Annotated in this window: 10 protein-coding genes; 3 read left to right on the top strand and 7 right to left on the bottom strand. The window is 71.6% G+C overall.

Features of this window, described 5'->3' with window-relative positions; translation table 11 throughout:
* Window positions 1–5: 5 nt before the first annotated feature.
* From ACSHXC_RS02740 to trxA, 3 genes are all read right to left on the bottom strand, one after another.
* Window positions 6–2,183, bottom strand: coding sequence for a hypothetical protein (locus ACSHXC_RS02740; protein ID WP_438289969.1), 2,178 nt, complete (start codon window positions 2,181–2,183; stop codon window positions 6–8).
* A gap of 499 nt (window positions 2,184–2,682) precedes the next feature.
* Window positions 2,683–3,216 (bottom strand): hypothetical protein, encoded by a 534-nt coding sequence (locus tag ACSHXC_RS02735; RefSeq protein ID WP_438289968.1) that lies wholly within the window; start codon window positions 3,214–3,216, stop codon window positions 2,683–2,685.
* Between the two features lie 292 nt (window positions 3,217–3,508).
* On the bottom strand, window positions 3,509–3,874 hold the full coding sequence (gene trxA / locus ACSHXC_RS02730; RefSeq protein ID WP_438289967.1) for a thioredoxin: 366 nt from the start codon (window positions 3,872–3,874) through the stop codon (window positions 3,509–3,511).
* A gap of 125 nt (window positions 3,875–3,999) precedes the next feature.
* On the opposite strand from trxA, the gene ACSHXC_RS02725 reads away from it, so the two are divergent.
* Window positions 4,000–5,439 (top strand): dihydrolipoyl dehydrogenase family protein, encoded by a 1,440-nt coding sequence (locus ACSHXC_RS02725; protein ID WP_438289966.1) that lies wholly within the window; start codon window positions 4,000–4,002, stop codon window positions 5,437–5,439.
* Window positions 5,440–5,446: 7 nt separating this feature from the next.
* Here the strand turns inward: ACSHXC_RS02725 and ACSHXC_RS02720 are convergent, their stop codons facing one another.
* The 3 genes from ACSHXC_RS02720 to ACSHXC_RS02710 form a co-directional block, all read right to left on the bottom strand.
* The gene (locus ACSHXC_RS02720; protein WP_438289965.1) at window positions 5,447–6,457 is read right to left on the bottom strand and encodes an SDR family NAD(P)-dependent oxidoreductase; all 1,011 of its coding nucleotides are present in this window, start codon (window positions 6,455–6,457) and stop codon (window positions 5,447–5,449) included.
* A gap of 65 nt (window positions 6,458–6,522) precedes the next feature.
* Window positions 6,523–7,194 carry a hypothetical protein gene (locus ACSHXC_RS02715; protein WP_438289964.1) on the bottom strand — a complete coding sequence of 224 codons (672 nt, stop codon included), beginning with the start codon at window positions 7,192–7,194 and terminating at the stop codon, window positions 6,523–6,525.
* Between the two features lie 118 nt (window positions 7,195–7,312).
* Complete coding sequence (locus ACSHXC_RS02710) at window positions 7,313–8,530, bottom strand: MFS transporter (protein ID WP_438289963.1); 1,218 nt, start codon at window positions 8,528–8,530, stop codon at window positions 7,313–7,315.
* Window positions 8,531–8,590: 60 nt separating this feature from the next.
* On the opposite strand from ACSHXC_RS02710, the gene ACSHXC_RS02705 reads away from it, so the two are divergent.
* Both ACSHXC_RS02705 and ACSHXC_RS02700 read left to right on the top strand, forming a co-directional pair.
* Window positions 8,591–9,565 (top strand): DUF5937 family protein, encoded by a 975-nt coding sequence (locus ACSHXC_RS02705; protein ID WP_438289962.1) that lies wholly within the window; start codon window positions 8,591–8,593, stop codon window positions 9,563–9,565.
* A gap of 31 nt (window positions 9,566–9,596) precedes the next feature.
* Window positions 9,597–10,070: a GNAT family N-acetyltransferase gene (locus ACSHXC_RS02700; RefSeq protein WP_438289961.1), complete on the top strand. Its 474-nt coding sequence runs from the start codon at window positions 9,597–9,599 to the stop codon at window positions 10,068–10,070.
* A 13-nt stretch (window positions 10,071–10,083) separates the two neighbouring features.
* On the opposite strand, the gene ACSHXC_RS02695 is transcribed toward ACSHXC_RS02700, so the two are convergent.
* On the bottom strand, window positions 10,084–12,450 hold the full coding sequence (locus ACSHXC_RS02695) for an ATP-binding protein (protein ID WP_438289960.1): 2,367 nt from the start codon (window positions 12,448–12,450) through the stop codon (window positions 10,084–10,086).
* Between the last annotated feature and the right edge of the window lie 183 nt (window positions 12,451–12,633).

Genomic DNA, 12,633 nt, shown 5'->3' with positions numbered 1-12,633 from the left:
CGGTGTCAGCGCCGCTCGGCGCTGTACGGAACCGGCTTGGTGACACCGGCGGGGACCGGCGTGCGCGGTGCGCTCTGCGGCGTCGCGCGCTCGGCGGACGGCGCGGGGCGGGACTGCGGTGCCAGGGCTCTGGCGGGGGCCGGCGCGAGCGCCAGCGAGACGCTGCTCTGCCCGGACTGCGGCGACACCCAGCCGGACACACTCCCGGCGTAGGCCTGGCCGAACGCCGAAGTGCCGCTCCCCAGAACCTGGTTGGTGCCGTTCGGCATCGTCGCGGTGACGGCCACGCCCGCCGGAGCCTGCACGGTCACGCTGTCGCCGATCCGGTACCCGGTGACCTGGCCGGCCTTCACGGCGGAGTTCCAGGCGCCCCGGTTGCGCAGCTCGGCGCCGATGTCCTTCATCCGCAGGTTCACCAGCGGGGCACTGGCCGCGTACAGCGCCTTGTACTGGTCGAGCACTCCGTCAAGGACGGGATAGCCGATCCGGTCCTCGGCGAGGTTGGACTGGTGGATGAAGTGCGGCCGCGGGTCGTTGCCGAGGACGTGACCGAGGGCGACCTGGGTCTCCAGGGGCACGATGTGGCCCGTGTACCCGGTGGTTGTGCTGAGCGGCGCGGGCAGACACGTGGTGTTCGGCAGGTTCTCGCACAGGCCGCTGCCGCCTTGGGCGCGGCTGGTGTAGATCCAGTTGTACTCGTCGACCTGCTCGGAGACGTGGCCCGCGTTGTAGAAGATGTTGATCGGGTAGCGGGCGACGGTGAGTGCGGAGCCCACCTGGCGCTGCTCGGGGTCGCGCGACATGTCGGCCCCGAGCCAGTCGATCTTGTTGGCGGTGAGCGCGGGGGCCAGGTACGGATTGTCCTGCGGCTGCTGCGGCAGGAGCTTCATCCCGGAGTGCTCCCCGGTGATCAGCTCATCGGATTCGACGGGCAGTCCGACGCCCTGCGCCCACTGCTGGTTGTCGGATATCTCCTTGGATATCCCGGTCTGGCTCACATACTTCGTCGAGCCGTCCGGGTTGGTCGCGCACTTCCACGGGACCACCGACACGTTCTGCTCGCAGCCGAGGAAGGCGTGGTCGTAGGTGTGGTTGATCCAGCGGAAGTCACCCTTGTTCAGGGCGAGTTGGTCGGCGAGCTCGTCGGCCCCGTTGTGGTTCTCGCGGTACTCGACGCTGCCGCCGCCGTTGTAGGCGAGGTCGAGCGTGAAGCCCCGGGACTTCTCCCAGGCGACCGCGTTCCTGACGTCGTCCGGGGTCATCCGGATCGAGTCCTCGACGCCCTGCCCGGGCGGGCAGTCGACGTCGCCCGGTGTGCAGTTGAGATTGGGGTCCCAGCGGTCGTCGCCGGCGAACACGTCGTCCACGTGGACCGCGAAGTAGTTGCGCGAGGCGCCGAGCCGCACGTTCTGCGTCATCCAGTCGACGATGCCCCGGGAGAGCAGCTTGAACTGCTCCTGGTACTGGTTGTACGCGAAGGTGACGACCAGCTCCCGGCGCCCGTCGTGGCGGTACTCGCCGACGAGGGTGCCGTTGCCCGTCCTGCCGGGGATCGGCGCCTCGACGTAGCTCGTGAAGTCGGCGCCCGCGGCCGGCTGTGCGAGGAAGGCGTAACTCTCGCTCACCGAGGGGGAGTTGTCCTCGAACGGCACGCTTGCGTTGAGGTAGCCGAACGGCCCGGTACTGCGGCCGGCCGCAGTCACCTGGGCCTTGAAGCCGTCCGCCGAGCCGCTGTAGCCGCTGGTGGCGGCCGGCTGCAGACCCACCTGCGGACGCGCGTAGGTGTAGGCGTCGACCTGCGGGATCGCATACGACTTCTCGTACGCGGCGAGCGCGGCCATTTCGGCCGAGCCGGCCGGGAAGGGGTTGTCGTTGGGCAGCACCACGGCCTGGTACTTGGCCCGGGGCAGCCCGCCCACGGTGTCGGAGAGGAAGGCCTGGTCGATCACGGGCCGCCCGGACTGCTCCAGGTCGACCACGGTGTACGGAGTGCCCTCGCCGTCCAGTTCCGCGGTGATGGCCGCGGTGGCGGGGCCGCCGTCCGAGACGACGAGGACCTTCAGATCGATGCGCGGCGCGGGCGTCGCCGAGTACGCCGGCGCCGCCGGTAAACCCGTGGCGAGCAGCACTCCGCCGACGGCCAGGCCGGTGAGGTGTCTGCTGCGGTGTGTATTCCGCTTCACGCGGTGAAGTCCCCTCCCCTGGAGGTCCGTTCGGCTCCCCTGCCTGCACGGACCCCTCGCACGACGGAATGGGCACGCCCTGGTTCGAAGGGCCCGCCGTTCCGCTCTGACGCGTCACATAGTGCGGCCCTTCAAGGAGTTTTCGAGTGGCTACTGTGAAACATGACGAAAAACCGTGGCCGCTGTGATGGGGCGCAGAGCGGTGCACAGGAAGATGTGCGGGTTTCCGGACGGTCTCGGCGGGGCGTGCCGGGGCGGGAAAATCGGAGCGGCCCGGCGGAGTAACCGCTTTCGGGGCGGGGGGCGCACGACGGCGCGAATCGCCAATGGTCCAGACAACTCGGCTTTCCGGGACGTATCCGGTTTTCGGCCACGCGAGCGAAACATTCACTCGAATAAGGGCCGTGGATGTTTGATCCCGGACACACGAAACCGGCCGACCCGGGGGGATGGGCCGACCGGCATCCGTGGGCCGCGGACAGGCGCGGCCGAGGGTTGGTCAGTGAGCGCCGTCCGGGGCGGGCGTGGCGCAGTTGACCCGCGTGGTCGGGGAGTTGAAGGTGCCGTCCTTGTGGCTCTGGCTGTCGTTGTACTCGTAGTAGACGTATGAATAGAACGCGATGTTTCCGTTGCAGCCCGAGTTCGCCGCTATCTGGACCGGGATGGTGACTGTGCGGCTGGTACCCGGCGCGACCGGCACGGAGTAGTTCACGCCGATCGAGGTGGTGCCGGTCCCGGTGCAGGTCACACCCTCGCCGGTACACGCGGCGAGCGAGTACTTGAGGTCCGGGCGCTGGGTGGTCGCCCAGGTCGGCTGGACCGATTGGTAGACGAACCACACATCGGTGGTCTGGTTGTTCGTGAAGGTCATCTTCAGATTGACCGTGCTGCCGGGGGTGGCCGCCGTCTGGTCGGCCGTGAAGCTGACGTCGGCAGGGGCGTCTGCGCTCGCGGACTGGCTCACGCCGAAGAGGGCGAGAGAGGAGGCAAGGGCTGCTGCGAGGCCGAAACGCCTTAGGTGTGTGATTCGCATGAGGACGGAGAGTAGGAGGAAGCACACGCTACGTCCGCTGGATCACCACATGGTGGAGCACTTCCTGGCTCGAACCCCGTGGGTATGAACTGGCCGTGGATTGGCGCCGGTTGGCATCTTGACCGCACCTCATGTACAGCGTGCGGAGGTGCGGCCGGTGCGCCCGGACAAGTGGCTGACCGGTAACAGACGCTCCGTGCTGTGCCCAGCAATGGCGGATTCCGCCCCGGGCAACGCCGCGGCCCCCTCCCCTTGGGCGGGGAGGGGGCCGCGATGAGCGGGAGATCCGGGGCTACTTCTGCTGCGCCGCCTCGACCGACTTGCGGACCTCGTCCATGTCCAGGCCGCGGGCCTGGCCGATGACGTCCTCCAGGGCCGCCTCGGGCAGCGCACCGGGCTGCGCGAAGACCGCCACGTTGTCGCGGACGATCATCAGCGTCGGGATCGAGCGGATGTCGAAGGCCGACGCCAGCTCCTGCTGGGCCTCCGTGTCCACCTTCGCGAAGACCAGGTCGTCGTGGCGCTCGGACGCGGCCTCGTACACCGGGGCGAACTGACGGCACGGGCCGCACCAGGAGGCCCAGAAGTCGATCAGCACGAATCCGTTCTCGGACACGACCGAGTCGAAGTTCTCTTTGGTCAGCTCGACAGTCGCCATCACTCACACCTCTTCCCGGCCCCGGGGGTGGGACCGCCTCGCACAACCGCGTGCGCCGCCGCGGTATTCCGTCCTTGGCGTGTGCCCCTGTGGCCACGGAGTACACCGCCCAGCAGACTGTGCCTATGACGGAAGCCGAGGAATACGACGTGGTGGTGCTGGGCGCGGGGCCGGTCGGCGAGAACGTCGCCGACCGGGTGCGGGCGGCCGGCCTCAGCTGCGCGGTGGTGGAGAGCGAGCTGGTCGGCGGCGAGTGCTCGTACTGGGCCTGCATGCCCAGCAAGGCGCTGCTCCGCCCGGTCGTCGCCCGCGCGGAGGCACGCAGGGTGCCGGGTCTGCGCCAGTCGGTGCAGGGCCCGCTCGACGCCCGGGCGGTCCTCGACCACCGCGACGAGTACACCTCCCACTGGAAGGACGACGGCCAGGTCGCCTGGCTCGACGGCATCGGCGCCCACCTCTACCGCGGCCACGGCCGCCTGTACGGCACCCGCAAGGTCAGCGTCACCAGCCCCGAGGGCGAGCACCACGTCCTCACCGCCCGGCACGCCGTCGCCGTGTGCACCGGCAGCCGCGCCCAGCTCCCGGACCTCCCGGGCCTGGCCGACGTGAACCCCTGGACCAGCCGCGAGGCCACCAGCTCCCAGGAGGTGCCGGGCCGGCTCGTGGTGGTCGGCGGGGGAGTGGTGGCCGCCGAGATGGCGACCGCCTGGCAGGCGCTCGGCGCCCAGGTCACCGTGCTGGTGCGGGGCGAGGGGCTGCTGCCGAGGATGGAGCCCTTCGCGGGCGAGCTGGTCGCCGACGCGCTGCGCGAGGCGGGCGCCGAGCTCCGCCCCCACACCTCGGTCACGGACGTCGTACGCAATGTGGCGACCGGCGCGGTGACCGTGTCGGTGCGCGGCCCCGAGGGCGACGAACGCCTGGAGGCCGACGAGATCCTCTTCGCAACCGGCCGCGCGCCCCGCACCGAGGACATCGGCTTGGAGACCATCGGCCTCGACCCCGGCTCCTGGCTCCCCGTCGACGACTCCTGCCGCGTCGAGGGCAGCGACTGGCTGTACGGGGTCGGCGACGTGAACCACCGTGCGCTCCTCACCCACCAGGGCAAGTACCAGGCCAGGATCGCCGGCGCGGCCATCGCGGCCCGCGCCGCCGGGACCCCGGTCCTGGAGAGCGACCGCTGGGGCGCCCACAGCGCGACCGCCGACCACGCGGCCGTCCCCCAGGTCGTCTTCACCGACCCGGAGGCGGCCTCGGCCGGGCTCACCCTGGCCGAGGCGGAGGCCGCGGGCCGCCGGGTGCGCTCGGTCGACTACGACATGAGCGGTGTCGCGGGAGCCGGCCTCTACGGCGACGGCTACACGGGCAGGGCCCGCATGATCGTCGACGAGGACCGGGGCGTCCTGCTCGGCGTCACCTTCGTCGGCCCCGGCGTCGGCGAGCTGATCCACTCGGCGACCGTCGCCATCGCGGGCGAGGTCCCCGTGGAGCGGCTGTGGCACGCGGTCCCGTCGTACCCGACGATCAGCGAGGTGTGGCTGCGCCTCCTGGAGACGTACCGGGGCTGAAGCGCGCCTACACCGCGAACGCGTCGACGCCGGTGAGCTCGGCCGACAGTGCCCACAGCCGGGCCGCCTGCTCGCGGTCCGTCGCGTGCGGGCGGACGCCGCTGGTGAGCGCGTCGTGGTCGAGCTCGCCGTCGGCGGCGCCGACCGCGCCCGCCGCCGCGGGCTCCGCGATGTCGCAGTCCTCGCAGTAGACGCCGCCCAGACCCGTGAGCTGCGGGGAGGTCGCCGCCCACACCTGGGTGGCGGCGCCCTGCTCCGGGGTCTTGAAGTCGAACGACCAGTTGCCCTGCTCGTCGACCCAGCCCGCCGCGATCCGCTCCTCGGCCGAGACGTGGCGCACCAGCGGGGTGTGGATCTCGCCGGGGTGCACCGAGAACGCCCGCACGCCCGCGTCCCGGCCCAGCGCGTCGAGGTGCACGGCGAACAGTACGTTGCCGGTCTTCGCCTGCCCGTACGCCTGCCACTTGTCGTAGCCGAGACCGAAGTGCGGGTCGTCCCAGCGGATGGCGGATAGTTGGTGGCCTCGCGAGGAGACCGCCACGACTCGGGCGCCGCCGTTCGCGGCGAGCGCCGGCCACAGCCGGTTGACCAGCGCGTAGTGCCCGAGGTGGTTGGTCGCGAACTGGGACTCCCAGCCCGGCCCGACCCGGGTCTCCGGGCAGGCCATGATCCCGGCGCTGTTGATCAAGAGGTCGATGGAGCGGCCGGAGGCCAGGAACCGGTCGGCGAAGGCGCGCACGCTGTCGAGGTCGGCGAGGTCCAACGTGTCGACCTCGGCGCCGGGAATCCCGGCCACGGCCGCCTCGGCGACTTCGAGCCGCCGGGAGGGGACCACGACGTGGGCGCCCGCCCCGGCCAGTGCTCGGGTCGTCTCCAGGCCGATCCCCGAGTAGCCGCCCGTGACCACCGCGAGCTTCCCGGTGAGGTCGGTCCCGGCCAGGACGTCCGCGGTGGTGCTCCGGGCCCCGAAGCCCGATCCGATCTTGTGCTGTAGGGTGTGCTGTTCAGAAGCCGTCATGGTGACGAATCTAGGAGTTGAAGTGCACTCTCAGTCAACTCCCGTTATTTGTTCGCCGGTTGATCTCAATGTCCCTCCAAGTCGCTTTCCGGTTCCGGTGCCTCCTCGGGCTTGGGCGTGTTGCCTCGCGCGTCCGGGTCGGTCGCGACCGGCTGCCACACGCGCGGCCAGCGGCGCTGGACGAGGGCGGCGATCAGGCCCGCGACGATGCCGGTGATCATGGGCTCGCCGTGCCCGTCGCCGAGCAGCAGCAGGACCGCGCCGTCCACGACGATCGCGGCGGCCAGCAGGTAGTGGCGCCTGCCGGGGCGGATGAGCAGCGCGAGCCCGGCGATGCTGGTGGCGAGCCGGAAGGTGAGCCCCGAGTTGCCGCCGCCGGGAGGCCCGTGCACCAGGAACGTGTCGACGCTGAACACGAGCATGAGCGCCGGGACGAACGCGAGCAGCATGCGCGTGCCCCACACACGCTCGGCGGCGAAGCCGATGAGGGCCAGGACGAAGAGGTTGAACGCGGTTCCGCCGACCCCGCCGTCCTGCACCATGAACGACGTGTACACCCGCCACCACTGGCCGTGGTCGATGATCAGGTCGGAGTCGCGGTGCAGGTTGTCGTAGATCTGGGGGAACGTGAACTGGAGCAGGGAGGGGATCGCCACGAGCAGCCAGAGCCCGATCGCCACCTTCGGCGGCTTGCGCAGGCTGAACGTCCGCTGCGGCAGCCCGTCCATGACCTTCATGACCAGGACGATCATTAAGACGTACAGAGCGGGCGAAAGAAAATGGTCGGTCATGACCCTTATCTACCCCGTGTCCCCCCTGCCCTGCCGACACCACGCGGTATCGGCCACGCCTCTCTTACGCCTCGGACACCTTCTGCTGTGCGGGACATCCGCCCTCAACAGCTCGGCGGGGCCCGCGAATTCGGCCTGATCCCGCCGCGAGGACGAGCGTGACGGTGATCGACGCGGCGGCCATCACCGCCATGGCCGTCCCGGGCGACGTGCGCTGGGCGACCGTGCCCGCTAGGGCCGCGCCGACCCCCTGGAAGGTGAGCATGCCGGAGGTGTGCAGCCCGAGGGCCTGGCCGGTCATGCCCTCCGGGACCAGCGCCACGAGCCGCTCCTGCTGGAGGAGGCTCGCCGCGTATCCGACGGAGGACAGTGTCACGGCCGCGACGGCGAGCGGCAGGGGCGGGTGCGGGGCGAGTGTCAGATAGGGGACGGCGAGCAGCAGCAGAAGGGGCACGGGCAGTCTTCGCCGCCAACTCGCCCTCAGGAAACGGCCGGTGACGGTGTCTCCGGTCAGCATGCCGAAGGCCGCCGAGGCGAAGAGCAGGCCCGCGTGATCGGGCGCGTAGGGCACGAAGAGGGACTCGCAGCCGACGATCAGGCCGTTCGGCACCCACAGGCCGACATAGAGGCGGCGGCGCGAACCCGACGCCCAAAGACGGGAGTTGACGCGCCAGGTCTCGGCGATCGACGGGCGCCCCGAGACTCGCGGCGGCCGGCGGGCGAGCCGCAGGCGGGCCACGGCCGCGGCGATCGAGTACAGGACCGCGCCCGCGAGCAGGGTGCCGCGCGGAGAGAGCGCGGCCATGAGGATGCCGCCGACGGCGAACCCGCAGATCTGCATGGCGCCGGTGCTCATGTTGAGCACCGAGCGGCCCAGGAGATAGCGCTCCCTCGGCAGGATCTCGTCGAGCAGCCCGTAACGCACCCCGCCGCCGACCGAGGCGACCAGGCCCTGGCAGAGCAGGACCACGAAGACGGCGCCGACGGGCAGGCCCGGGACGGCGAGCAGTGCGGTGCTCGCGGCGGAGGCCAGCGCGATCGCGGTCGTCGCGGCCCGCGGCGGCAGCCGGTCGGCCGCCGACATCAGCAGGCTCGCGCCGATCACCTGGGTGAACGAGGCGCCGAACATGCTGAGCGCGGACAGGAGCGGCGAGGCGGTCGCCGCGTAGACGAGGGTGGCGAGTGCCAGACCGCTCACCGTCGACGCGGCGACCTGGACGGAGGAGACGAGGAAGAAGGGAGCGAACTCCGGCGTGCGCAGGAGCTCCCGGTAGGTGGACATGGCGGGGAGTCTCCGGGGCCGCGCGGCGAGGGCGTTACTGTTTCGCGGGGAGGCGAAACCATGGGGTGGTGGCAGGTCGGCGCGGACACGCTCGCGGGCAGCCGGTTCGTCGTCTCGCCGCTGGCCGAGACCACCGCGACCCTCTTCGCACTGCTCGCCCCGACGGCCCACCACCCCGGCGATCGGGCCTGGCTCGATGCCCAACTGCCCGTCTTCCAGGCTCGGTTGGCGGACGATCCGGTCACCGCACAGCTCGTACGCGCCGTCCGCAGCGCCCACTGGACCGCGGACTACCTCGTGCCCACGCCGACCGGCGACGGCGAGCGGTCCTTCCACGAGGAACTGGCGGAGATCCGTGAAACCCCGTCGGCGACCGTGCACGCGGATCTGGTGGAGACGATCGGCGGCCCGCTCCCGGCAGTACTCTGCCGCCCGGATCTGGCGGACCGCACGGCGGACCTCCTCGACTGGCTGTGGACGCGGATCGTGCTCCCGGACTGGCCGCGCCGACGCCGGATCATGGAGGCCGACATCATCGCGCGCACCGGGCAGTTGGGCCGGGGCGGCTGGGCCGCGGTGCTCGACGACATGCGGCCCGGGATGTGCTGGCTCGGCGAGAGCCGGCTCCAGATCAATGTGCACGACCGTCCGCCCCAGGACATCTCGGCGGCCCAGCTCCTGTTCCTGCCGGTCACCCCGCGCCCGTGCTGGGTCACCTGGGACGACCGGGGGCACTACGCCGTCGTGTACTCGTGCACGGGCGTGCTCGCCGAATCGGGCCGGGCCGCGGCGCCCCGGGCCCTGGGCGCGCTGCTCGGACCGGCCCGCGCGGGGGTGCTCGTGCTGCTGGGCACCCCGAAGAGCACGAGCCATCTGGTGGCGCTGACCGGCCAGGGCCTCGGCTCGGTGGGCCGTCACCTCAAGATCCTGCTCGATGCCGGCCTGGTGGGACGGCGCCGCTCGGGCCGGTCGGTCCTCTACTACCGGACCCCGGCCGGGGACGTCCTGGTCGCGGCGCCGGGCGGCGGGGGATGAGGCCTCTCCCGTCGTGAGTAATACTCTCCCCATGAATGCACGTGTTACGGATGGGGGGCGCGGGGTGAGCGTCCGGCGGGCGACCGCGCGCGATGCCAAGCGGCTGACCCGCCTGGTGCGCACCTCCAGCGCCTACGAGGGCCCGTACGCGCCGATGATCGCCGGGTACCGGGTGGGCCCGGACTACATCGAGACCCACGAGGTGTACGTCGCCGTCGGCACGGACGGCCGGGTGCTCGGCTTCTACGCGCTGATCCTGAACCCGCCCGAACTGGACCTGATGTTCGTCGCGGACAGCGCACAGGGCCTTGGTATCGGCCGCCTCCTCATGGCTCACATGAAGGGCGAGGCGCGCGCGGCCGGGCTCGACAGCGTCCGGATCGTCTCGCATCCGCCCGCCGAGGGGTTCTACCTCAGTGTGGGAGCGAGGCGGACCGGCACAGTGGCGGCCCACCCGCCCGCCGTGATGTGGGACCGTCCGGAGCTCGAACTCCCCACTGAATGAAGAAAGTTGGGGGCTACGTCGCGTGCGACGCCGGCGGCGCGACCGGGGCGTCGCCGTCCGGGAGTGGCCGCGCCGAGGCCCAGGCGGCGAGCTGCGCCGGGTCCGAAAGGTTCAACGCGCCCAATATGGCGGCCAGTTGGGACTCCACTTCCGTACGGGACAACCGCAGCAGCCCGGCGACCGTGGCGGGGGAGGTGCCCTCGCCGATGAGGACGGCGATCCGCTCCTCGCGTCGGGTGAGGGCCCGGGCGGGGACGACCGCGGCCGGCCCGGGGGCGGGCGGCGGCCCGGGCAGGCCGAGCGCGTACGCCACCGCCTCGGCCGGATCCATGGCGGCGCCCCGCTCGAAGGCCGTCCGGAAGGCCTGCTCGTCGAGGCATTCGCGCCCGGTGTGCGCGGCCTGGCGCCGGATGTCCGCGAGGAACGGCCCCCCGTCGGCCTTGACGCAGTAGGCGCGCCGGATGCGGTCGGCGACGCCGAGCAGGGTCGCGGCGCGCTCGGCCTGGAGCTGGGCGGCGGTCAGGCCCGCGAGCACCTCCAGGTTGACGGTGACTCCGACGATGTCGTGGAAGACGTACTGCGTCCACAGGGCGTGCTCCGCATGGGACACGGCGGCGGAGAAACGCCCGCGAGCCCGGTCTGCGGTGGCGAGCAGCCAGTCCAGATGGGCCCGCATCCAGATCTCGCCGGCCTCCTCGCACAGGCCGCGGGCCTCGTCGAGGACGGCCATCGCCTCGGTGGTACGGCCCCGGGCCAGCCAGGCCGCGGCCAGCGTGACCCGGCAGGGGATGGGGCCGGGGTTGAGCGCGGCCTTGGGGCCGTGGGCGGCGCGGGCCCGCAGCAGCAGGTCGATCGCCCGCCCCCAGTCGCCCTCCAGGAAGGCCACTTGGCCGAGCCATTGAACGGCGAAGGTGTGCCCCACCTGGTCGTGCTGCTCGGCCGCCTCCCGCTCGGCGCGCAGCAGCAGGGCGCGGGCGGTGGGTATGTCCACCTGGGTGCCCGCGATCATCCCGCACACCCACAGAGCGCGGGTGCGGTCCCGGCAGGGGCCGGAGTCCAGGGCGATCGCACGCTCCAAGTAGTCGCGCCCTTCGCGGAGTTGACCGCAGGCGCACCAGAAGAACCAGAGCCTGGCGGCGAGTTCGAGCGCGGCTCGCGCCTTCCCGGGGGTGACGAGCGCGTACTCCAGAGCCGCCCGCAGGTTGTCGTGCTCCCGGCCGATCCGCGCACCCCAGGCGAGCTGCCGGGGACCTGACCAGGCGTGCTCGGCGGCCCGCACTAGACGCAGGCAGTACGTCAGGTGCCGCTCGCGCAGCGCGTCCTCCTCGCCGAGCTCGCGCAGCCGGTCCAGCCCGTACTCGCGCACGGTGTCCAGGAGTCGGAAGCGCCGCTGCCCGCCGCCCTCCTCGCAGCGCACGATCGACTTGGCGGCCAGCGAGCGCAGCACATCCGGCACGGCGTCCGGCGTCAACTCGGCGTCAGCGCACACCTGTTGGGCCGCCTCGACGGCGAACCCGCCGTTGAACACCGAGAGCCGGGCCCACAGCAGCCGCTCGGCCGAGGTGCACAGTTCATGGCTCCAGCCGATGGCGCCGCGCAGGGTCTCGTGGCGCGGCGGGCCGGATCTGCCGGACCCCGCGAGCAGCCGGAAGCGGTCCTCGACCCGGGTGAGCAACTGCTCCGGCGAGAGCAACCTCAGCCGGGCGGCGGCGAGTTCGAGAGCAAGGGGGATTCCTTCCAGGCGGTCACAGAGCGTGTGCACCGTCTCCACGTTCCGTCCCGTGAGCCGGAACCCGCTGCCGTTGGCCGCGGCCCGCTCGGTGAACAGCCTCACTGCGTCGCCTACTTGATCGGGGCCGGCGCCGTTGGGCGCGGGCCCTACGGGCAGTGGTTCCACGGCCAGGGCGTGCTCGCCCGGCACCGACAGGCGCCGGCGGCTCGTGGCCAGGATGCGCAGCTCCGGCGCTGCCGCGAGGAGCTCGGAGGCGAGCGTCGCGCAGGCCGTGGTCAGATGCTCGCAGTTGTCGAGGACCAGCAACGCCCTTTGCCCGGACAGGAATTCGGCGAGAACGTCCAGCTCAGGACGGACCGTGTGCTCCTGCACGCCGAACGCAGAGGCGACCGTCCTGGCGAGCAGCCGGCCGCTGCGGAGCACGGAAAGATCGACCAGCCACACGCCGTCGGCGAAGCGGCCGCGGACATCGGCCGCGGCCGTCAGCGCAAGCCGCGTCTTGCCCACCCCGCCGGTCCCGGTCAGGGTCACGAGCCGCCCGGCGGCCAGTGCCCGTGCCACGGCCGTGCGCTCCGCCGAACGTCCGACGAAGCTCGATGTCTCGGCCGGGAGATTGCCCGTACGGCCGTGCCCGACAGCTCCGCTCACCGGCAGCCGCCCCCATCTGGACCGGATGAAACCCCATCACTTCACTCAGCGTAGTGCGAGTCGGCGGCGACCAGAAGGTAATCCGGTCGCCTGACACCGGTCGATATGTCAGAAAAGCAAGCTTAAGTTGTAAATCGGCATGGCAGACCGCTCACGGCTGCCGCCCGCGGAGGAGCGATATCT

The sequence above is a fragment of the Streptomyces sp. HUAS TT7 genome (assembly GCF_051550175.1).
In the GTDB taxonomy this organism is placed as follows: domain Bacteria; phylum Actinomycetota; class Actinomycetes; order Streptomycetales; family Streptomycetaceae; genus Streptomyces.
The sequence above is the reverse complement of the archived record's forward strand: the minus strand, read 5'-3'. Positions and strand labels throughout refer to the sequence as shown.